Raw genomic sequence first — 21,674 nt, forward strand, 5'->3', positions numbered from 1 at the left:
CTTGCATAACCATTATTTACATGAAAAATTAGCAGCTTTTGTCATTCCAGCGCGTGACGCTGGAATCCAGAAAAAAAGAAGAATGGATCCCAGTGGGCTTTGTTGCATCGCTACTTATGAAAGGCTAATACCAATTCTCATTGTTGTCCAGTCAAATAGGAAACATTGCAGAGTTGTTTAATTGTGGAGCTGGCAAGAGAAGTAATAAATTTGCACAAAGCACCCTCAAGTAGAGCAATTGTATCGTATATTTTATTGCGCAAAATGTTCTGTTTTATATATAACCAAAGCCTCTCAACAGGATTTAGCTCAGGTGAGTATGGAGGTAGGTATATAATGTCGATATTTTTAGGTACCTTTAAATTTTTTGACCTATGCCAACTAGCACAGTCCATAACGAGAAAAGCCTCTCGTGTTTCTAGATATTGCGAAATTTGCTCAAGAAATATGTTCATGCAATCAGTGTTGACATTTGGTGCAAATAAGCTAGAACTCTCTCCATTTCTAGGATTAACTGCACTATAGAGATAGAAATTTTGCCTACCTAATTTTGTTTTAACCTGTGTTCTAATCCCCTTTTTAAACCACACATGTCCAACTTTTGAATGTGTGCCAAACCGTGATTCATCAAAGAAAAATAGCTCTTTTTCTGGATACTTGCTAATAGCTCCATTGAGATTTTTTTTTGAATTCCTCTTGTTTGCTTTTATCTTGTCCATTATGAACTGGTCTTGGTGTAATATATGAGAATTTCATCTTTTGCATATGGCGGTGTACTGTAGATTTGCTGATATTTAATCCGAACTTTTCCTGGATTCTTATTCTCATTTCTTTAATGGTGATATTAGGATTTTCTTCTATCCACTCTTCAATTTGCTGTAGTTGAGCCTGATTTAATTTAGTTTTTCTACGACGTTGTGAAGGAGCAAACAGTTTTTCTTCTCTGCCAATTTTCAAGAGTTTTACCCACGAAGTTAGTGCGCTTCTTGAAATGCAATATATTTTTGCTACAGCCGTTATACTGTACTTTTTTGCTGCAATTACAGCATTTAGTTTTTTTGAAACATATGCATTATTCCTTACTTTCTTCAGCATTTCTTTTGCTGATTCTACTACTTTTTCATCCAATAATTTTGATCTTAATGCCATTTAAACCTCGCTATTTTACTTACTTCAGTATGGCTTTTCTTCCATCATTGTCCATCTGTTTGCCCTGTAATGGGAATTGGTATTAGAGGTTGTCCGGAAACTAGTAAATTCAAGCATATTCCCTCTTTAACATAACCCTACTCATAGCTAGGTATATGAAATTCTCAGTGGATGTTGTGAGTAAATCATACTCCTTCGATAGCCTTCTATTCCTATTAACCCAAGCAAAAGTCCTTTCTACAACCCATCTTCTTGGCTGTACTTTAAACCCTTGTTCTCTTGTTGGTAGTAGCTCAGGTGGCGTATCTTTGTGCACCCAAAATCTACATGGAGGCCTTGTAACAATTTCAATATCTATGTCATATTCTTCCTTTGTGTGATTCTTTAAATTTCTTCCTTGGTATCCCATGTCAGCCCACATTTTTTTAACTTTAGTATATTTTGTTCTCATATTGTTTAATGCTATTTTAATACCATCTCTATCATTTTCGTTAGCAGCGCCTACGTAACAACCTAGTATAAAACCCTGAGTGTCTGTAATTATATGCCTTTTTCTACCCTTTACTTTTTTACTTCCATCATAGCCTTTGATCCCCCCTTTTCTGTAGTCTTTACAGATTGACTATCTACTATACAGGCACTCGGCTGCTCATTCCTTCCTATTTTTCTTCTACTATATTTTGTAATTTCATAATTCATTTTCTCAAAAATTCCCTGCTTCTTCCATTGCCTGAACTGCTCATACACAGTCTTCCATAGCGGAAAATCATTTGGTAAATACCGCCATTGACACCCTGTACGCAATACATAGAAAATTGCTTCTAATATTTCTCTTTTGCTATACTTTGGCGGCCTTCCTCCTTTCTTGTATGATACTCTGAAGTGTTTTTCTATTCTTGCCCATTCCCTTTCGCTTAGATCTGTTGGATACTTTTTTCTCATCTTTACCCCGTACTAAAATTTCAGATATTATAGCCTTTTACTTGTTTCCGGACAACCTCTCAGTAACTACTAATCCACCATTCTCGGTGATTTTTTTGTATAGATCAAAATTTTCTTTTGGGTACACCACATCAATTCCGCTTGCTGTAACAGCAATAGTGGGATGATTTTTGTATATTACACTGTTTGCTGCAGTATCGATTCCTTTTGCAAGTCCAGAAACGATAACAAAACCAGCTTCGCTTAAATCAAGTGCCAACTTATTGGCAAAATTTCTTCCATTCATTGAAGAGTTACGCCCACCGATTATTGCAATTATCTCACGGCTTAATAATGATATATCACCAAGCGCAGTTATTACAGGAGGACAACTAGAGATATTTCTTAAAAGATCAGGGTAATCTGGGTCACATGCGGGTATAATTTTAGCTCCAATTCTTTCTGCATTATTGATTTCTTCTCGTGCATCTTGAATGCCATACACCTTATTATTAGCCACCCTATTGAGATATTTTAGCACCTCATCTAGCGATCCATGTGTTCTTAGTATACTAAAAAACTTTGTTGGTCCTATAGTTCTAGCCAAGCTTAACCATACTTCTAATTCTTTGTTGTTCAATTTATTTATCTTCATAAAAGGCTTGAATTTCTTATCAATTTAGTGTACCCAAGATAATGCAAATATACAGTGTTTTATGACGCATTTTGTTACAGATAAATGCATAAAATGTAAATATACGGACTGTGTGGAAGTATGTCCCGTTGACTGCTTCTATGAAGGTAAAAACATGCTCGTGATTAACCCAGATGAATGTATTGATTGCGGAGTGTGCATACCTGAGTGTCCAGTAGATGCAATTGTAACTGATGATTCCATAAAAGATATTTTAGAACTAGATGAAGAGTTACTGAACAGTGAACAAAAAATCTTCAAATCATTTTACAACATAAACGTAGAATACTCACAAAAATGGCCAAATATCACAGCTAAGAAGCAACCTCTCTATACTGCAGAAGAGTATAAGGAAAAAAAGGATAAAACAGCTTATTTTGACGAAAATTTAGAATAATGCTACTGAAGGAAAAAGAAAATTTCTCTTGTATCTCACAATTATTGTTTTGCATTGCTGAAAGTGGCTGTATTGTTTATGTCCTTGATAGCATAACTAGTTTACTTGAGAATACAAATAGTAATACAGCAATTTTACTGCTATTTAACTGTTAATAGGTACATTAGACGGATCATATGGGGTATAAAATGGATATTAAAGTAAAATATGCGGGAATAACTAAGCGTGCTGCAGCTTATATAGTTGACCAAATTATATTCCTAGTCTGTTATTCATTATTTTATTTATTAATTTTATTCATATTATCAGGAGAGCCCCTTGCCGATGTTTTTAATTATGTCTTTCCTGATATTGACACTAATAGTGACCTTATATCAGAGCGATATGAAATATTAGAAGACTTAGATATATTATTGAAAGATTTAGTATATATAGCATTGGAAGTATTAATGATAACAAGACTTGGTTGGACTCCAGGAAAGTTGCTACTTGGTATATACATAAAAGATGCAAACACACTTAAAAACGCTGCTTTAATGCAAGTAGTGATGAGAAGCACTCTCAAGGCACTTTTGTGGGTACCCACCTACATTTCTGAGTGGTTTTTTATTTTACCAATATTGGTTCTAATGTTTGCAATATTTGATAAGCGCAAGCAGCTTTTCTACGACAAAATTACAAAAACAGTAGTAATGGATTATAGGTCTGAAGCATGCTACCCAAAATTAAACTATGTATATGTGGGAATAACTAGGCGTGTGTTAGCGCATATTATTGACAGTCTTATTATTAAGGGAATTCCTTTATTCTGTTTGATTCTTGTAAGAGTGGTTTTTCACATTGCTAGACCTAAATTATTAATTATACGTATTTGCTTATCTTTTTTGCTATCGATAGTATTCGGAGTATTCATGATAAGAAGATTTGGTGGTACTCCAGGACAATTGTTATGCGGTATTAATATCAAAGATGCAAATACACTTGAAAATGTTACTCTAGTGCAAGCAATAGTTAGGCATATTTCATTTGAAGTTATTTGCTTCCCCATATTCATCACGAGAAGGAAATTTTTTGATAAGTATACCTCTGAATGGTGGTTTGATCCTTTATTAGGCTTAATCTTTATGACCACAATACTAATTTTCATATGTGCAATATTTGACCAACGCAAGCAGTTTCTTCATGATAAAATTGCAAAGACAGTGGCAGTAGATTATAAACCTCCAAGCTAACTTTCCCTTCTGTTTACAAGGTTCATATATGTAGTTATAATTAATAAGGTTCTTCTAAGAGTGCCCATGGTTCCAACTATAGCAATTTTAAGTGGTGGATTTTCTTGTGAGAGAGAAATATCACTTATGAGTGGAAGAGCAGTAAAGAAGGCACTTGATAGCCTTTCATATAATGCAATAGAAATAGATGTTGACAGCAACATTGCTGAAAAGCTTAAAAAAATTAATCCGGGCCTTGCTTTTATCGCTCTGCATGGACCTTATGGTGAAGATGGCTGCATTCAAGGTTTATTGGAAATCTTAGGTATAAAATATACACACTCAGGAGTTATGGCTTCTGCTGTTGCTATGAACAAGGCAATGTCAAAGCATATATTTTGGTCCCTTAGTATTGATACTCCAAAAGGTTATGTAATTAGCCGAGAAGATCTACTAAAAAATAATATTAAAATTGATTATCCGTACGTCTTAAAACCAATTAATGAAGGCTCTAGCATCGGAGTACATATTGTTTCCTCACATGAGGATTATTTAAAACTGAAATTTGATGTCATTCCAGCGCGTGACCAGGAAAAAAAAACAGTATCTGGCTACTTGGATGACAAGGAAGGAGCTACTTCTATGACAAAAGATTTGATGATCGTAGAAGAATACATACCGGGCATAGAGTTACATACTGCTGTATTGCTGGATGAAGCAATTGGCACTATGGAAATACGACCAAAAAATAAATTCTATGATTATGAAGCAAAGTATACAGATGGATTTGCAGAACATATATTTCCTGCTGAAATTCCTGACAATATATATAAAATGACCTTGGAACACGCACTGAAAGTTCATCAATTTTTAGGATGCAAAACTATTTCCCGCTCAGACTTTCGTTATAATCCCAAGAATAACACTTTAAAAATGCTTGAGATTAATACACATCCTGGCTTTACTGAGTTATCGTTAGTGCCAGAAATTGCAAAATTGGCAAAAGGAATCAATTTTAATGAATTAGTTAAAATTATTATTGAAGATAGTTTGCAGCACAAAAATATTAGGGATTTAAGTCATGTTGAGCAGTATTACTAGAAGCCAAAGGAGTTTTTTGCGTAAGTGTGCCTTGGTTATTATCACAGCACTTTTTCTTACGCTAATACTTTACAGCTCACTTGATAAAATAATAAATCGATTTAATTACTACTTTACTTGGTATAATGACTGCCTATCTAGTTTATTACTCAGTAGTGGATTTTCAATCGACGAAGTAGTCGTGAGCGGCAATAAATTTACAAACAAAAAGGATATTCTAAGTTTGACAGATAGAACGCAACCTATCCTGTATATATCACTTTCAAAACTTGCCGGTAACATACAATCCGTAAGCAGGTGGATAAAACACGTAAGAGTTCACAGAATTTTGCCCAATACTCTACGCATTAATATAGATGAGCATAAACCGTTTGCTCTCTGGAAAGATAATAACAAAACCTCGGTAATTGATTTCGAAGGCAAAGTGATCGTAGATAACTATCCAGTAGATGATCTTGTTGTAATTACAGGACAAAACTCGTTATCAAACCTAGAATTTGTTAGAGATGTGTTAGAGAGTAAAACTCAATTAAGTGACCACATTTCTTCTTTTGCTTATATAGGGAATAGAAGATGGAATATCATACTTGATAACGATTCCACAGTAAAACTGCCTGAAGATAACCCTTATAGTGCATGGGAATATTTAAACCACTTGCAAAATACAACTGATTTTACTTTCAGCGATTGGAGTATTATTGATATGCGTATTACTGATAAAATCTTTGTGAAGAGGTGATCTGCTGTCATCCAAGCAGCGGGATACTTAACCGTCATACCGCGATTCATTCGCGGTATTCAGCCGTTAACAAGCAGCGGAATGACAGCAATCCTACGTCATACCGCGATTCATTCACGGTATCTCTTGGCATAGATCCCGCTAACACGTAGCGGGATGACGGTTGTCGTTTAGCTATAAATATTTAAGAAATTTACCAAACGAAAAAAAAGGCAAAAGAAGCCCCGTGGTTGGCTAATTACTTACATTATACTTTCAAGTATGGCGTTTTTTTATTCTAAACGCTTAATAACCGCGATTTAGCTGCTTTTTAATGCAACTAACCTTTAGTCATAAATGTTTAAGAAATTTACTAAACAGAAAAAAAGGCAAAAGAAACCCTAGGGTAGCTAGTTATTCACTATCCATTTTTTAAGTTGGCGTTTTTTTATGTTTTAAATGCTTTATAAGCGCATTTTAGCTTATATTAGGTAAAAACCTAGAAGTTTTATAAAGACATAAGGTGCACATAGTGCAAAAAATTAAACATGAGACGCCAGATACGTGAGTTTTTTTGTCATTTAATCTGTACAGAGAAGATAAATAAATAGCTTCAGTTTCATGATAAGGGGGCTGGCGAGTTTTGTCAAGGAATTTTTATGCAAGAGATCTATTGAAATGCCCCTGTAAAATTATACTATTAATTAGTGCACTGTAAATTTAAAATTATAGATATGTTAAGCAGATTGGTAATTTTGCTATTAGTTTTTATACTTCCTTTTTCTTCATACTCATACCAGTTTAGAACCAAAGCAAAGCAAGCAGTAGTCTTAGATTTAGCTTCAGACTCATTCATTTTTGACCATAATTCTGATGAAAAAATGGCCCCATCTTCAATGAGCAAGCTAATGACTTTATATATAGCCTTCGATTATCTAAAAGCTGGAATAATACACATGGAGGATAAATTTCGAGTAAGTAGAAAAGCGTGGGAAAGGAGAGGCTCTTCTATGTTTTTGAAAGAAGGTCAATCCGTTACGGTGAGGGAATTACTTGAAGGAATTACAATAGTCTCAGGCAATGATGCCTGCATAACACTAGCCGAGGGCATTGCAGGATCAGAAGAGAATTTTGTGGCTGAAATGAATGAAGTTGCACAAAATTTGAATCTGAATGACAGTCATTTTGTCAACTCAAGCGGGTGGCCAGATGAAGATCATTTTATGAACGCAAAAGACTTGGTAATGCTGGCAAAAAGGATTTTCACCGATTTTCCTGAATATTATGATTTATTTTCTGAACAATATTTGACATATAATGAAATTGTACAAAAGAATAAAAATCTTCTACTTTTTCACGACATTGGGGTTGACGGTTTAAAAACCGGTTATACAAATGCTGGTGGTTACGGCATTGTAGCATCTGCAAAACGAAATGATAGGAGAATTTTTGCTGTCGTAAATGGCTTAAACACTGAGAAAGAGCGAATAGAAGAAGCAAAAAGACTGATACAATACTCCTTAAATCATTTTAACACCAAGAAAATATTCGCTAAGGATAGCGTAGTTGAGGAAGTAAATGTTCTCTATGGAAAAGATAAAAAAGTGCCTATTACAGTTGCAAACGATGTTACCATAACTTACAACCGCAAATTGCATGACCAAATTAAGGTGCGTATTGAATATAAAGATATGATACCTGCACCCATTAAAAAAGGTCAAGAAGTGGGCGAAGTTTTTGTAGAAATACCAGGTATTGAGCAACAAACTACACCACTTTATGCAGCAAATGACGTGCAGGAATTGAATTTCGTAGAAAAGTTTTTTAGGATGTTGTTTTAAGTTTGATATTAAAGCAATTTCGAAAGAGAGATCTATTGCACTTTAGTGTAGTTTTAACTAACAATTTCTGTTACAATACAAGATTGAAGTGTTACGAAAATGTGCTGGTTATATTTGTTGCTGTCTAGTATCCTAGAGATACTGTGGGCTGTAACACTAAAGTTTAGTAACAGTTTTACTAAAGTTGTGCCTTCGATTGCAACATTGGTAATTATGATCATTAGCATTTATTTTTTATCTCTTGCAGCATGCTTTCTACCTATTAGAGTATGCTATGCAGTTTCCTCTGGAATATGCACAATTGGAATAACTATAATTGGTGCAACCACTTTCACAGAGAATATTAATTTATATCAAGTTTTATGTATCGTTTTAATTGTAATAGGAACCATAGGGCTAAAGCTCTCTATTTAAACCTAAAAATTTATGCATGAATTGGATATATTTACTCTTATCGTCACTAATTGAAGTGTTCTGGGTCATAACACTTAAGCATAGTTATGGATTTACTCATCTCGTACCATCAATAATTAGCATACTCTCCATGGCTCTTAGTACATATTTACTTTCGCTCGCTACACGTTCTATACCTATCGGAGTATGCTATGCAATTTGGACTGGAGTGGGCGCTATAGGAGCTTCGATACTTGGAGTTTACCTATTTGATGAACCAGTTAATTTATTCGAAGTAATATGCTTTATTTTAGTTACATTCGGGATTATAGGATTAAAATTGTTTGATACTGCAAAACAAACTGTTGATAAAATGGAATAAAAGATCCCACTGGGATGAAAGAAGCAGATACTCCATATTGTCATGCAAATTGGAATCCAGACTTTTTTCTATATAGCATGGTGAAGACGGGAAACCGTAACCGTTCACACAATGGCGTCAACTTAAGGAAAAATGTCAGAGATTGTGTATAAAATTTCTCTCTAAATTTTTTATCATTAAATTATCCAAAGAGTGCAAGGGACAGCACTTTTGTTTCTATTTTATTGCAACAAAAAAGTTTAAAATGTGTCTTTTTTAGGTGAGGCATGCAAAAAGGAAAAGATCTTATCTTACAAATTAAAAATGCAATATACTCGAAAACTTTTCAGAAAATCCATTGTGTTGAGTTTTACACGAACAAGAAAACTTCCTTTTTCGACAGTATTTTCTATGATTTTAAAGTTAGTTAAAAAAAGTTTGGGAATAGAATGTGAACTTATGGAGCCATTGACATGTACCCTCAAAGCAAGCTTTTTCTAAAGCAAGGTATAAGATTTGCCATACAGGCTTTCAAGAATTTAAGCATCCAAACAGCCTATCAGGATGAACCTGAGTTGGAGAGGCTATAGACTTATTGCAGCAGATGGTTCTGGTATGAGATTACCCAGCTCTGGGGAAATTGTATCCGAGTTTGAACCAAATGGAACAACAGGCACCATTGGCAATTTGTTTGTTGATTTGTGTACTTCGCTGATTTGTAGTGCTCGTCTTGCAGCTTGGAATATAGGTGAACAAACGTTGGCGGCAGAGCAATTACCCGAAGTTATCACTCAAATGCGTTTATTAAATCAAGAGAAATTATTATTTATCTATGATCGTCTTCAGTAAAATTCATTCAGCAGCATTATGATTTGGAAGTAGATTTTATTTTTCGCTTGCAAAAAAGAAATTATAGTAAGCTATGGGAACGCTGGCGAATTAGATTTTGATTTTATATTAGAAAATGAAAAGCTAAAAAATAAAATGAAAGGACAGAAAGTAAGAGTTATAGTGCTGACATTAGCCAACTGAGAAACAGAGTTTTTGACCGAGACTTTGGAGCAAAGCTTATGTGTTAAGGTGGCACATAGAGGAAACGACTCAAAGTAGGAGCAGAGTTAGAGAATTTTTCTGGAGAGGCTGTATTACAAGAATTTTGGGCAAACTTGGTCATGTGCAATATATTATCGCTTCATATATGTGATGCACAAGGGCCTTGGAACCCAGATCAAATTACTGAGTATCGTTTAAATTTTTCAGTTTTATTTAGTGTAATGAGACAGAAACTCTATCAGGTACTTATTGCACCAAAAAACTTTCAAGCCCTTTTTAAGTATACGCGCTAAAGTTAAAATCCGACCGGGACAGCCGCAATAAAGTAGATAAGCCTAAACGCCATCATGTCTTTAGGAGAGTTTGCTAATGAAAGTTCTTAAGTTGACGCCATTGGCTGAACGGATACGATTTATTTCAGTGCATGAGCTGGTCCTTTTCGGATTTTAGCGCTGTGTACATAACTGCACGAACGTCTAGTTTAGGGGTAAGAAAAATTAGGGCCTGCAAATTAATCCAAACACATAAGTGTAGTGTTACCACCAAATGCTGTAGTGTTAACACTTACAACTTTTTCTGTAGAAAAACGCTGTAAATAATGAGGACCACCAGCTTTTGGCCCAGTGCCAGATAGTCCTCTACCACCAAATGGTTGTATCCCAACTGCTGCACCTATCTGGTTACGGTTGATGTAGACATTTCCAACTGATATTTTTTTACTTATAGTGTCAATTTGACTTTGTATACGACTCTGCAAAGAAAACGTAAGCCCATATCCAGTACTATTTATATCACTTATAACTTCATTTAATTGTGACTTGTTAAAACGTATGATATGTAAAATAGGACCAAATACCTCTTGCTTTAATTGCGAAATTTTTTGTATCTCATAAATATATGGAGGAAAGAAATAACCATTATGAGAATTCGTATCCATGGGTACTTTAAATAACAGATTTGAATCTTCATCCTCTGACATTTTTTGCGTATGTTGAGTGAGCATATCGATAGATGCTTTATCAATTATTGGACCAATATCAGTACTAAGTTGTATTGGGTCACCAATCTTGAGTTCTTGCGCTGCACCGCATATCATTTTTATCTGCTTCTCTGCTATGTCCTCTTGAATAAACAGCACTCTAAGCGCAGAACAGCGTTGACCACTGCTACGAAACGCAGAAAGCAAAGCATCCATAGCCACTTGCTCTAAAAGAGCAGAGCTATCAACTATCATAGCATTGAGCCCTCCTGTTTCAGCAATAAGTGGCACAATAGGACCATCCCTATTTGCAAGCATTTTATTGATTATTTGAGCAGTTTGTGTTGAGCCAGTAAAAGCTACTCCGGCAATTCTATTGTCTGGAACTAATATTTTGCCTAAATATCCACCATCCCCAGGAATGAGGTGTAACACATTCTTTGGTATCCCAGCTTCATGTAGTATCTTAACAGCTTCGTAGGCAATAATCGGCGTTTGCTCTGCCGGTTTTGCCAGCACTGCATTACCTGCTGCAAGTGCAGCTGAGACCTGCCCAATGAAGATAGCGAGCGGAAAATTCCACGGTGATATGCATAAGAAAACTCCTCTGCCTTCAAAAAAGATGAAGTTATCTTCACCTGTTGGGCCCGGCAATTTTTTCCAGTCGCTCAGTTCATTTTTTGCTATCATTGCATAATAACGCAGAAAGTCGATTGCCTCTCTTACTTCTGCTATTGCATCGGATAAAATTTTTCCTGCTTCCACAATCAGAATGTAAATTAACTCTTTCATCCTTTCCTCAAGCAAATCTGCAGCTTTTTCAAGGCATTTAGCGCGCTCTTCTGCTGAAACATTCTGCCACTTAGCAAAAGCACTATGTGCTATTTCAAGAGCGTTTAAAGCTTGATCGCTTGTTGCACTTGACACTTCTCCAATTACATTTTCCAAATGTGCAGGATTCACTACTTCGATAAATTCAGCATTATCAAATAGTGCTTTTCCATCAATTATTGGTCCAACTTGCCACTTTTTTTCACTAAAACCCTTTATATCATCTGCAAATTGTGAGACTATCACAGAATCACTAATATCCATCCCCAAGGAATTTTTTCTTTCTGGTCCCAAAATATCTTGTGGTAATGGAATGCCTGGATGAGGTTCATAATTAAAATTTATAGCTTTTTCCAGTGGATCTGAAATTAACTCATCGATTTTAACGTTAGGATCACTTATTTGATTAACAAACGAACTATTAGCTCCATTTTCAAGAAGGCGTCTTATAAGATAAGGCAACAAGTCACTATGTTCCCCAACGGGTGCGTAGACACGACAGCTAACATTTGTTGCAAGCTCTGACATTGCATAATCATATAAGTCTTTTGCCATTCCATGTAAGCGTTGAAATTCAAATCCAGGGTGGTTTTTATCAGCAAGTTCCATGATAGAGGCAAAAGTATAGACGTTATGAGTTCCAAAGCATGGGTAAAAGCTGTTTGGTTTACTCAAAAGTTTCTGTGCGCACACGAGGTAAGATACGTCAGTATAGCTTTTTCTTGTAAATACTGAGTAATCATTTAATCCCAATTCTTGCGTACACTTGATTTCTGAATCCCAATATGCACCTTTTACAAGCCTCACCATAATTTTATGATTTGATCGAATAGCAACATCCTCTACAAAGTCAAGAACAGATAAAGCACGTTTTTGATATGCTTGTACAGCCAAGCCGAGCCCTTCCCACTCAGAAAGTGATTCATCAAGCCGTAATTGTTCAAACAAGATTAAGGAAATTTCAAGCCTTTCTGTTTCTTCTGCGTCTATGCATAGTGAAATGTTGTATTTTTTTGCCTCGCGGCAGAGCTCTAAAACCTTAGTGAATATCTCACCAGCAATTCGGCCAAATTGACTAAATTCATAACGTGGGTGTAAAGCAGAAAGTTTGATTGAAATTCCATGGGATTTAAAACAATCATTTATTTCAGTGGATTCACCTATAGCTTTTATTGAGTGCATGTATGAATTAAAATACTCTTCTGCATCCTCAGTTGTGTGAGCAGCTTCGCCAAGCATATCAAAAGAGTATAAAAACTTACTATTGTCATCTAGTTTTGCGTACCTTAAAGCTTCTTCTATGGTTTCTCCAACAACAAAATGATTACCAAGCATAGACATTGCTTGTTTTACTGCTTTGCGAATGATCGGTTCTCCTAAATTCTTAAGTAACTTAGAAATTGCGTAATAGAACTTCGAATCGCCTTCATTATCTCTCAATATACTGCTACCTATCATCAAGCTCCATGTGGAAGCATTAACAAACAACGAAGAAGAGAGCCCTAAATATTTATTCCATTCCTGATTGGCAATTTTATCTTTGATTAGCTCGTCTATTGTATAATCATCTGGTATTCTAAGTAGTGACTCAGCAAGACACATAAGCGCTATTCCTTCATCATTGGAAAGCGAGTATTGCTGCATAAAGGAATCTACAATACTTAATTTATTGTGTTTGATTTTTTCAATAACTTGTTTTGCTATATTATAAATTCTATTTTTTGAATCAGCCGAAAGCTCTGCTTTTTCTACAAGATAACGTATATAACTCTTTTCATCAGTACGATAAAATCCTTGTAAATGTTTTCTGAGTTCATTAGGTTCTTGTATAGAGCTTATCATATATAATTATCTCCAAAAAATACTCCGACACCATATGTATGGTGAAATTATATCATAACTTTGCGCAGAGCAAATTGCTATTTACAAAGGGATCAGGGCTGGCTAAAAGAAGTCCATGCAATAACTTCACTAAATCAAAAAGATTGTGCAAGTATGTAGCTCAACACTCCACCACACATCAAGTATTTAGTCTCAGTTGCGGTTTGTACACAGCATTTGAGTTGAATTGATTGCCTTGAATTATCCTTTCTTTTGATGATACATTCTAGATTTCCACTCGGCACTATTTCACCTTTTATGCTTATTACCTCGCTACCATCAAATATCTTTCTGGTTATTCCATTTTGGAATATAAGTGGAAGAACACCCATACCAACTAAGTTGGACCTATGTATACGCTCAAAGCTTTCTGCAATTACAACTTTAATCCCCAACAATAAAGTACCCTTTGCTGCCCAATCCCTACTTGAACCTGTGCCATACTCCTTTCCTGCCACAATGATGAGAGCTTCCTTGTAGCGCATCGCCGCATCAAAAATTGGCATAGTTTCTTGAGAAGGAATATATTTTGTATATCCACCTTCGGTGCTAACCATTTCATTTTTTATTCTAATGTTAGCAAAAGTCCCACGCATCATTACATTGTGATTACCACGACGAGATCCATATGAATTGAAATCCTGTGGTTCAATTCCAAGCCCTTTTAAATATAGACCGGCAGGACTACTCGAGGCAATATTTCCCGCAGGGGAAATATGATCAGTAGTTATGCTATCGCCAAACATTGCTAATATTTGTGCACCCTTTATATCGATTTTATTATTTTTAGGTGATAAGTTATCAAAATAAGGCGGATTTTGTATGTAAGTGCTGTTTGCATCCCAATTATAGATTTCACTTTTTTCACACTTTATCTTTCGCCAATGTTCATCACCAGAAAAAACATCCTTATACTTTTGTATGAACATCTCACGTGTTACCACACTTTTAACACAATCTTCGATTTCATTGTTTGTTGGCCATATATCTTTGAGATAGACATCATTTCCATTCTTATCTTTGCATATTGAATCTTTTGTCAGATCAATTTGCACAGTACCAGCAAGTGCATATGCAACAACAAGTGGCGGAGATGCCAAGTAATTAGCTTTGACTAACGGATGAATTCTTCCTTCAAAGTTACGATTGCCAGATAAAACTGCAGCAACGGTTAAGTTTTTGTTTTTAATGCCATTTTCTATATCTTTATTAAGTGGACCAGAATTCCCAATGCAAGTTGTGCAACCATATCCAACTAGATTAAAACCCAAAGCATTTAGATCTACCTGCAATCCAGACTTTTCTAAATATTCTGTTACAACTTGTGACCCTGGAGCAAGAGAAGTTTTAACCCAAGGCTTTGATTTTAATCCAAGTTTAATTGCATTACGAGCTACAAGACCTGCAGCAATCATCACACTTGGATTTGAGGTATTAGTGCAGCTTGTTATTGCTGCAATAACTACACTTCCATCTTGGAGTTTATCGCTTTCCTTTGACTCATTAACTGAAAATGATTTAGAAAAAGACTCTGCCACTTGTGAAAGAAAAACCTTATCTTGTGGTCTTTTAGGACCAGCCATTACTGGCTTCACGCTCGATAAATCAAGTTCTAGTGCGTCAAAAAATGCTAACTCATTATTGCCACGCCACAATCCTTGCTCTTTCGCATAAGCCTCAACTAACTTAATCAGCTTTTCTGGTCGCCCTGTTAAATGTAAATAATCGAGTGTTTTCTGATCAATTGGAAAAAACCCACAAGTTGCACCATACTCTGGGGCCATGTTTGCTATAGTGGCTCTATCTGCCAAAGATAAATAATCTAAACCATCACCATAAAATTCTACAAACTTACCAACAACGCCTTTTGTTCTTAGGATATTGGTAACCGTCAGCACTAAATCAGTCGCAGTTACTCCTTCCGGCAATCTGCCAATTAATTTAAATCCAACTACTTCTGGAATCACCATACTAATTGGTTGACCAAGCATCACAGACTCAGCTTCTATGCCTCCAACACCCCAACCAAGAACTGATAATCCGTTAACCATTGTAGTATGGCTGTCAGTACCAACTAAAGTGTCAGGATATATGACTCCATCATTATTACACACAACTTGCGCTAAATATTCAAGATTCACTTGGTGGCAAATCCCTGTGCCAGGCGGCACTACTCTAAAATTTGTGAAGGACGATTCCCCCCACTTTAAAAATTGATATCTCTCCAAATTTCTTTTTACTTCTAGCTCAACATTCTTACTGAATGCGGAAACACTTCCATAACTATCTACTTGAACAGAATGGTCAATCACAAGATCAACCGGTACAGACGGATTTATGTTGCTCGGGTTTCCTCCATTTTTCTTAACATAGCTCCGCATTGAAGCTAGATCAACAACAGCAGGAACCCCTGTAAAATCTTGCATCAACACCCTTGCTGGTTTATAGCTAATTTCGTGATTAGTGTGTTTATTAACGCAGTCTGCTAGCACTCTTATGTCATCCAGCTTTACGTTTACTCCATCTTCATTGCGCAATAAATTTTCAAGCAGAACCTTAAGTGAGCAGGGCAATTTAGTCACATCTATTCCTAAAAATTCACTAACACTACTTAGGCTAAAATAGTTGTATGACTTCCCGTCAATGTTTAAAGTCGTTTTTGCGTTTAAAGAATTATTCATCAAGTTACATCATATTAGTTAAAATTGGAATTACTACCGTTACTTTTTTGTTGTTGACCTTGCTGCTCATACATAGTTTCAAAATCTATAGGATCTAGCATCAGTGGGGGAAATCCACCACTACTTGTAACTCTTGCAATTATTTCTCTTGCAAAAGGGAAAAGAAAAGTAGGTCCGCCAATAAACAAAGCTTGTCTTACCTCTTCCTCACTCAACTCTTTTAAATTTTCTATTGAAAAAATACCACAATATTTCGTCTCACAAATGAAAGCTACGCCATCTTTTATGCCTTCATCTTTTACCGTTGCTTTGACTTCTATATGCAAAGTAATTTCATGGAAAGATTTTTCTTCATTCACTTCTTCTTTGTTTTTCGTCCCTTCTAATTTTGCTGAATTGATATTAACCATTACATTAATATCTGGAGCTTTACTAGAAGAAAGGAATGGCGAATTCGGATTCTCAAATGATAGATCTTTAACATATTGACCGTGAATTCTCATTTTTTGTTGTGGCATTTCTTACGTCTCCTTTAATTAAGTTGAGATATTTAATACTTTCTTATATAATATATTCATTTACAAACGAATAGCAAACCTGATTATAAGTTGATATGAAAAACATATTTTCATTAATAATTAATAATGTTCGGATACTTTATATGCCAAGGAGTTGAGTTACTATGATAGAGCTTGTAATATATGCTTTATTAGCGGCGTTCATTTTTTCACGTTTGTATAATTCTTTAGGAAGGTCAGCCAACCTCAACCTAAAAAAGCTAACTAATGTATTGGATGTAAGCCGAAGTAGACAAGATGTAGTAGAAAACATTGAGGGTTACATTGATAGCAATGATGAAAATTCAATAAAAGTTACTTATAAACAAATATTAAAAAAAAACAAAGATTTTTCTATTTCCCACTTTATAGAAGGTTCAAGCATAGCTTTTGAATTAATAATAAAATGTTTCAATCAAGGAAATTTGTCTCAGTTAAAACCACTTCTCGATAAAGACTTATATGATAATTTTGCAGAGAAGATTAAACATCGTAAAGAGGTGCACGAGTCTATAATTGTTTCTATTGTTTCACAAAAGATTTTAGAAATAAAGCTAGTAAAAAACGCAGTGTTTATTGCAGTATATTTCCTTTCAGAGCAAATTAACTTCGTTAAGAATAATAAAGGGGATATCATATCAGGTAGTACATCCACCATTAATAAAGTTGAGGATGTATGGCAATTCAAAAAAAATGTTAATTCATCAGACCCAAGCTGGTTGCTTGTTTCTATTCACTATAAAAAGACAAGTAACGATAAGACAAATGACAAGTAAGATGAGTTTTTTTTGAAATGGAAAGCAAGCTACGCGAAATAGTACTTGACACTGAAACGACAGGTCTTGACACTGGATCTGGTCATCGAATTATTGAAATAGGGTGTGTGGAATTAATTAACCGCATTCCAACAGGTAAAGTATTCCATCGGTACCTTAACCCAGAAAGAGATATACCTTATCACTCATTTAAGATTCACGGTGTTAGTGAAGAATTTTTAGAAGATAAACCATTATTTTCAGATGTTGCACTTGAATTTCTTGACTTTATATCTAATGATATTTTGGTAATTCACAACGCTGAATTCGATGTTAAGTTCCTTAACATGGAGTTAAGCAAGCTGAATGCTGGGTTAATTTCCTCAGATAGAGTGCTAGATACATTACCTCTTGCGAGGAAAAAATTCGCAGGATCACCTGCTTCTTTGAATGCATTATGTAAGCGTTTTGATATATCGCTAGAGAATAGAGAATTGCACGGAGCACTAGTTGATGCTCAATTGCTTGCAAAGGTATATGTTGAACTTACAGGAGGGTTACAAACCTTTCTGTTTGATAATGAATGCAATCAGGACAGTAACTCTACATTCGTTCAGCATAAAGTGCGTAATCTAACTCCCAGAGAACATTCACCAAATAGTGAAGAAATTGATGAACATAAGAAACTGTTAGACAAAATTAACAATACACTTTGGAATAAATGTATTGAATAGATCAACCAATAAAGATACAATTTAATTTTACTGAGAGCATTCTAATGGTAAGGTTTGTAAGATTGTTATCTAATGTGCTAGCAGCATTAGCAGTTGTTTTTTTAGGTTATTGTTATTTCACTAAAAAAGGCATATTTGCCCCAGTAGCGATTCACAACGCAGAAGTTAAGATAGGCGGAGATTTTTCTTTAATTAATCAGGACGGACAGATCCTGCGCAGTAGTGATTTTAAAGATAAATACATGATGATTTTCTTTGGGTTTTCCTCATGCAAAAGAACTTGCCCTATGAACCTTGGAATAATTTCAGAAACACTTGCAAAGTTAGATGAGAAAACTAACAACAAGCTACAAACATTTTTTATCACAGTTGATCCTGAGCGCGATAGCACGGAAAGACTTAAAGAATTTCAGCAGCAATTTGACCACAGAATACAAATGTTAACTGGTGAAAGAGAAAAAATAGACGAAGTAGTTGCGAAATACAAAGTATATGCAAGCAAAGTTGGTGGAGAAGAAGAAATCAACCATTCTTCGATAATATATCTTATTGGCCCTGGAGGAAAATATGTTACACACTTTGCAGCCGATTTAAATTCAGACGAAAGTCAATCTGATAAGATTTTGGCTGAGATCAGAAAATACGTAAACTGAATTATAGATTCTTCTGTTAATTACGCAACTGCATGAGCGTTATAATTTAATCTCCACCTGGAAGACACATTGGAATGACACTATTTGCTGTCTTCAAAAATAAACATTCGTAAAATTGTGCTTTTAATATGGGTTATCAGTTTAAAAATGTTGCTAATCAGCATATATGAATGTAATATTAATTAACATTCATAAACGAAGCAATACCATGGAAAATAGTTATAATGCCGATGCAATAAAAATCTTAAGGGGTCTTGATGCTGTAAGGAAACGTCCAGGTATGTACATTGGTGACACTGACGATGGATCTGGCTTGCACCACATGGTATATGAGGTTGTTGACAACGCAATAGATGAGTCTTTAGCTGGATATTGTGATAAAATTGAAGTTAGTATAAATGCAGATGGTTCAGTATCTGTAACTGATAATGGTCGTGGCATTCCAACTGACATTCATGAAGAAGAAGGAATATCAGCAGCAGAGGTAATAATGACTCAACTCCATGCTGGTGGTAAATTTGACAGCAATACCTATAAGGTTTCTGGGGGATTACATGGTGTTGGAATCTCAGTTGTGAATGCATTATCAAGCTGGTTGGAATTAACTATTTGGCGCAATAAGAAAGAACACTTTATGCGTTTTGAAGATGGTGAGTCTATTGAACCTTTAAAGGTAGTCAACGAAAATACAAACAAAAGAGGAACTAAAGTCACGTTCATGCCATCAACAGAGACTTTTAATGGCATTAATTTCAGTTACTCAACGCTTGAAAGTCGTATAAGAGAATTAGCATTTTTAAATTTAAATATCGACATTACTTTACGTGATCTGCGCAATGAACCATATACAGAATCTCATTTCAATCAGAGCAATCAATCTAAAGACAATTTTGGTACAGCAAATTTTGTGCAGTATTTAGATAAGAATAAGACACATGTAACTAAAATTGCCAGTATGAAAGGAGATGCAGAAGATCTTGGCATCAGCTTGGAAATATCGATGGAATGGAATGATTCCTACTATGAGAATATGTTGTGTTTCACTAATAATATACGGCAACGAGATGGTGGTACGCATTTGGCAGGATTTAGATCTGCACTAACTAGATGTATCAATAACTATGCAACTAATGAAGGGTTTTTAAAGAAAGCAAAAGTAAATTTAACTGGAGAGGACGTTAGAGAAGGTTTAACTTGTGTTTTATCTCTCAAGATGCCTGACCCTAAGTTTTCTTCACAAACAAAAGATAAACTAGTTAGTTCTGAAGCACGTGCAGTTGTAGAAAGTATAGTTTCTGATAAATTGAGCACAATCCTTGAAACTGATCCCAAATTGGCGGCAAGCATAGTAGAAAGAGCAATTAGGTCAGCAAAAGGAAGAGAAGCCGCAAGAAAAGCACGAGAGCTAGTTAAAAGCAAAAACAATATTGATATTGCAACTCTGCCAGGAAAGCTTGCTGATTGCCAGGAAAAAGCCCCTGAGTTATCGGAATTATTTATAGTAGAGGGTAATTCAGCAGGTGGTACTGCAAAGCAGGGGCGTAATCGTAAAACACAAGCAGTGCTTGCCTTAAGAGGAAAAATTCTAAACGTAGAACGTGTAAGTTTAGATCGTATTTTTTCATCTGCAGAAATAGGCTCTTTAATTACTGCAATTGGTGCTGGAATAGGGAGTGAACACTTCGATATTGAAAAAGCTAGATATCATAAAATTATCATCATGACAGATGCAGATGTTGATGGTTCACATATAAGAACTTTGATTCTGACTTTCTTTTTTAGACACATGCGTGAAGTTATTGAAAAAGGCTACTTATACATAGCACAGCCACCCCTCTATAAAGTTACAAAGAATGCTAAAGACACTTATATTAAAGATGACGAAACTTTTGAAGAGTATATAATAAACTCAGCAGTTAAAAGATTAACACTAAGTAGTACAGCTACAGAATTTAACGATTTGCGCCTTATTTTGAATAAATGCGTTAGCATTTCTAATATTAGCAAAAATTATGATAGAGAAATACCACAAAATCTCTTAGAGTCATTGCTAATTTTAAGTAAAAAGAATGCTCTATCATCGGCTGATGAGATATTAAAGTATTTGAAGTTAATGTACAGCGAATACACTTGGGAAGTGGAAATAAAAGATGAAGAAAAAGAAATTCATATCTCTAAATTGTTTCAAGGATTGGCAGACAAATATATATTTGCACTTAGTATGCTTGAAGGCAAAGATATGCAAAACATATTAAGTTTGCTTGATGGTATAAGTAATTTATTTAATGGTGATTCATTTTTAAAGTCACAAGAAACTGAAATAAGAATCACTTCTCCAAGTACGCTTGCAAAAATAATAATGGACTATGGTAAAAAAGGTTTAACTCTGCAGAGATTTAAAGGTCTTGGTGAAATGAATGCTGATCAGCTATGGGATACTACGTTAAATCCTGAGGCTAGAACTTTACTAAAGGTTGAAATAAAAGATTGTGAAGAAGCTGATTCCATATTTTCAATACTAATGGGTGATATAGTTGAACCACGCCGTGATTTTATTAATAGCAATGCACTCAACGTGCATGATGTTGATATTTGAACTTTTAGCAAAATGTACGAACGTTACGGGTTTAAGCAAAGACTGTGTCATTCAAGTAGCTGACACTGGTTTCTTTATAACGGTGTCATTCCAGTGCTTGACACTGGAATGGCTTTGTTGCATCGCTCAAGTGAAAAGAACTGGCAGTTACTGACAAAATTCATTATA

Annotated in this window: 16 protein-coding genes and 2 pseudogenes; 12 read left to right on the forward strand and 6 right to left on the reverse strand. The window is 35.2% G+C overall.

The genetic code is table 11. From position 1 onward, the window contains the following. Positions 1-137: 137 nt before the first annotated feature. From AACH21_RS02660 to AACH21_RS02670, 3 genes and pseudogenes are all read right to left on the reverse strand, one after another. A protein-coding gene (locus AACH21_RS02660) for an IS630 family transposase (protein WP_338482214.1) occupies positions 138-1,149 on the reverse strand; the annotation gives its coding sequence in 2 pieces (ribosomal slippage) (positions 138-686 and positions 688-1,149; 1,011 coding nt in all). Positions 1,150-1,258: 109 nt separating this feature from the next. After that, a protein-coding gene (locus tag AACH21_RS02665) for an IS5-like element ISWpi1 family transposase (protein ID WP_338482219.1) occupies positions 1,259-2,091 on the reverse strand; the annotation gives its coding sequence in 2 pieces (ribosomal slippage) (positions 1,259-1,722 and positions 1,722-2,091; 834 coding nt in all). Positions 2,092-2,149: 58 nt separating this feature from the next. Continuing rightward, positions 2,150-2,725: pseudogene (locus AACH21_RS02670) on the reverse strand (DNA-processing protein DprA); the annotation flags it as partial. A gap of 61 nt (positions 2,726-2,786) precedes the next feature. Here AACH21_RS02670 and AACH21_RS02675 point away from each other — a divergent pair. The 8 genes and pseudogenes from AACH21_RS02675 to AACH21_RS02710 all read left to right on the forward strand — a co-directional run bounded on the left by AACH21_RS02675 (position 2,787) and on the right by AACH21_RS02710 (position 10,209). Then, entirely contained in the window at positions 2,787-3,161 is a 375-nt protein-coding gene (locus tag AACH21_RS02675; protein ID WP_077188509.1) for a ferredoxin family protein, read from the forward strand. Positions 3,162-3,349: 188 nt separating this feature from the next. Next, entirely contained in the window at positions 3,350-4,393 is a 1,044-nt protein-coding gene (locus tag AACH21_RS02680; RefSeq protein ID WP_049973617.1) for an RDD family protein, read from the forward strand. A 60-nt stretch (positions 4,394-4,453) separates the two neighbouring features. Further along, a complete protein-coding gene (locus AACH21_RS02685; protein ID WP_049973618.1) occupies positions 4,454-5,473 on the forward strand; it encodes a D-alanine--D-alanine ligase in 1,020 nt (339 codons plus the stop codon). After that, positions 5,454-6,212 carry a cell division protein FtsQ/DivIB gene (locus AACH21_RS02690; RefSeq protein ID WP_006279753.1) on the forward strand — a complete coding sequence of 253 codons (759 nt, stop codon included), beginning with the start codon at positions 5,454-5,456 and terminating at the stop codon, positions 6,210-6,212. The genes AACH21_RS02685 and AACH21_RS02690 overlap by 20 nt, the downstream gene beginning before the upstream one ends. A 713-nt stretch (positions 6,213-6,925) precedes the next feature. Next, a complete protein-coding gene (locus tag AACH21_RS02695) occupies positions 6,926-8,032 on the forward strand; it encodes a D-alanyl-D-alanine carboxypeptidase family protein (protein WP_006279754.1) in 1,107 nt (368 codons plus the stop codon). 99 nt (positions 8,033-8,131) lie between these two features. Then, the gene (locus tag AACH21_RS02700; RefSeq protein ID WP_006279755.1) at positions 8,132-8,446 is read left to right on the forward strand and encodes a DMT family transporter; all 315 of its coding nucleotides are present in this window, start codon (positions 8,132-8,134) and stop codon (positions 8,444-8,446) included. 16 nt (positions 8,447-8,462) lie between these two features. Next, entirely contained in the window at positions 8,463-8,807 is a 345-nt protein-coding gene (locus AACH21_RS02705; RefSeq protein ID WP_006279756.1) for a DMT family transporter, read from the forward strand. Between the two features lie 266 nt (positions 8,808-9,073). After that, a pseudogene (locus tag AACH21_RS02710) lies at positions 9,074-10,209 on the forward strand (transposase). 141 nt (positions 10,210-10,350) lie between these two features. On the opposite strand, the gene putA reads toward AACH21_RS02710, so the two are convergent. From putA to secB, 3 genes are all read right to left on the reverse strand, one after another. Then, positions 10,351-13,491, reverse strand: a complete 3,141-nt coding sequence (gene putA / locus AACH21_RS02715; protein WP_338482726.1) for a bifunctional proline dehydrogenase/L-glutamate gamma-semialdehyde dehydrogenase PutA — start codon at positions 13,489-13,491, stop codon at positions 10,351-10,353. Between the two features lie 134 nt (positions 13,492-13,625). Beyond that, a complete protein-coding gene (acnA, locus tag AACH21_RS02720) occupies positions 13,626-16,211 on the reverse strand; it encodes an aconitate hydratase AcnA (protein ID WP_236514421.1) in 2,586 nt (861 codons plus the stop codon). A gap of 14 nt (positions 16,212-16,225) precedes the next feature. Then, the gene (secB, locus tag AACH21_RS02725; RefSeq protein ID WP_006279761.1) at positions 16,226-16,729 is read right to left on the reverse strand and encodes a protein-export chaperone SecB; all 504 of its coding nucleotides are present in this window, start codon (positions 16,727-16,729) and stop codon (positions 16,226-16,228) included. Positions 16,730-16,893: 164 nt separating this feature from the next. On the opposite strand from secB, the gene AACH21_RS02730 reads away from it, so the two are divergent. The 4 genes from AACH21_RS02730 to gyrB all read left to right on the forward strand — a co-directional run bounded on the left by AACH21_RS02730 (position 16,894) and on the right by gyrB (position 21,506). After that, positions 16,894-17,544 carry a Tim44/TimA family putative adaptor protein gene (locus tag AACH21_RS02730; protein WP_338482727.1) on the forward strand — a complete coding sequence of 217 codons (651 nt, stop codon included), beginning with the start codon at positions 16,894-16,896 and terminating at the stop codon, positions 17,542-17,544. Positions 17,545-17,561: 17 nt separating this feature from the next. Then, positions 17,562-18,257 (forward strand): DNA polymerase III subunit epsilon, encoded by a 696-nt coding sequence (dnaQ, locus tag AACH21_RS02735; protein ID WP_338482728.1) that lies wholly within the window; start codon positions 17,562-17,564, stop codon positions 18,255-18,257. Positions 18,258-18,301: 44 nt separating this feature from the next. Then, positions 18,302-18,910 (forward strand): SCO family protein, encoded by a 609-nt coding sequence (locus tag AACH21_RS02740; protein WP_236514420.1) that lies wholly within the window; start codon positions 18,302-18,304, stop codon positions 18,908-18,910. 208 nt (positions 18,911-19,118) lie between these two features. After that, on the forward strand, positions 19,119-21,506 hold the full coding sequence (gene gyrB / locus AACH21_RS02745; protein ID WP_338482729.1) for a DNA topoisomerase (ATP-hydrolyzing) subunit B: 2,388 nt from the start codon (positions 19,119-19,121) through the stop codon (positions 21,504-21,506). Positions 21,507-21,674 lie beyond the last annotated feature (168 nt).

The sequence above is a fragment of the Wolbachia endosymbiont (group A) of Ophion costatus genome (assembly GCF_963969245.1).
Taxonomy (GTDB): domain Bacteria; phylum Pseudomonadota; class Alphaproteobacteria; order Rickettsiales; family Anaplasmataceae; genus Wolbachia; species Wolbachia pipientis.